The following is a 773-nucleotide window of genomic DNA, read 5'->3' as shown; positions in this document are numbered from 1 at the left end:
GCCAACTTTTCAACTTCATCGAACAATTTTCTCCATTTTATCCAGCTACACCGATGCACGAATTGGCGCAAAAACAGCTTCACCAGACAACGACAGGAGCTTACCGATGACCGCCACCACGATCCCCACCGCCACTGCAACCCCCGGCAAGTCGCTGATCTCGCCTGACAATCACGCGCTGATCGACTTCCAGTCGCAGATGGCCTTTGCCACCAAGTCGATCTCGGCAGAGCTGCTGCGCAACAATGCCGCCCTGATCTCGCGCGGCGCCAAGTCCTTCAATGTTCCCGCCATCCTCACCACGGTTGCCGAGAAGAGCTTCTCCGGCCCCATGTTCGACGAGATCACCGAGGCCTTCGAAGGCCAGCCGATGCTCGACCGTACCAGCATGAACACCTGGGAAGACGAAGGCGTGATCGAGGAAATCAACCGCATCGCCAAGCCGCGCATCGTCTTTGCGGGCCTGTGGACCTCGGTCTGCATCGTCGGCCCGGTCGCCTCGGCCATCGACCAGGGCTTCGAGGCCTACGTCATCACCGATGCCTGCGGCGACATCTCCACCGAAGCCCATGAGCGCGCCGTGGAGCGCATGATCCAGCTCGGCGCCGTGCCGATGACCTCGCTCCAGTACCTGCTCGAACTCCAGCGCGACTGGGCCCGCACCGAAACTTACGACAGCACCACCGGAATCGCCAAGAAGTGGGGCGGCGCCTACGGTATCGGCATCAATTACGCCAAGACCATGTTTGGCGCATCCGAGGGCGGTCACTGAG

At 60.9% G+C, this 773-nt stretch carries 1 protein-coding gene; it reads left to right on the top strand.

Annotated features, from left to right (window positions below; genetic code table 11):
* The first annotated feature begins 106 nt into the window (after positions 1–106).
* The gene (locus tag NTCA1_RS28350) at positions 107–772 is read left to right on the top strand and encodes a hydrolase (protein ID WP_159832505.1); all 666 of its coding nucleotides are present in this window, start codon (positions 107–109) and stop codon (positions 770–772) included.
* Position 773: the final 1 nt, after the last annotated feature.

The organism is Novosphingobium sp. TCA1 (assembly GCF_009811895.1).
Lineage (GTDB): Bacteria > Pseudomonadota > Alphaproteobacteria > Sphingomonadales > Sphingomonadaceae > Novosphingobium > Novosphingobium panipatense_A.
This window is presented reverse-complemented; position numbering and strand designations above follow the sequence as displayed.

Bases quoted from the DNA above. Each gene is read 5' to 3' on its own strand.
- NTCA1_RS28350 (WP_159832505.1), top strand. From the start codon at position 107: ATGACCGCCACCACGATCCCCACCGCCACTGCAACCCCCGGCAAGTCG.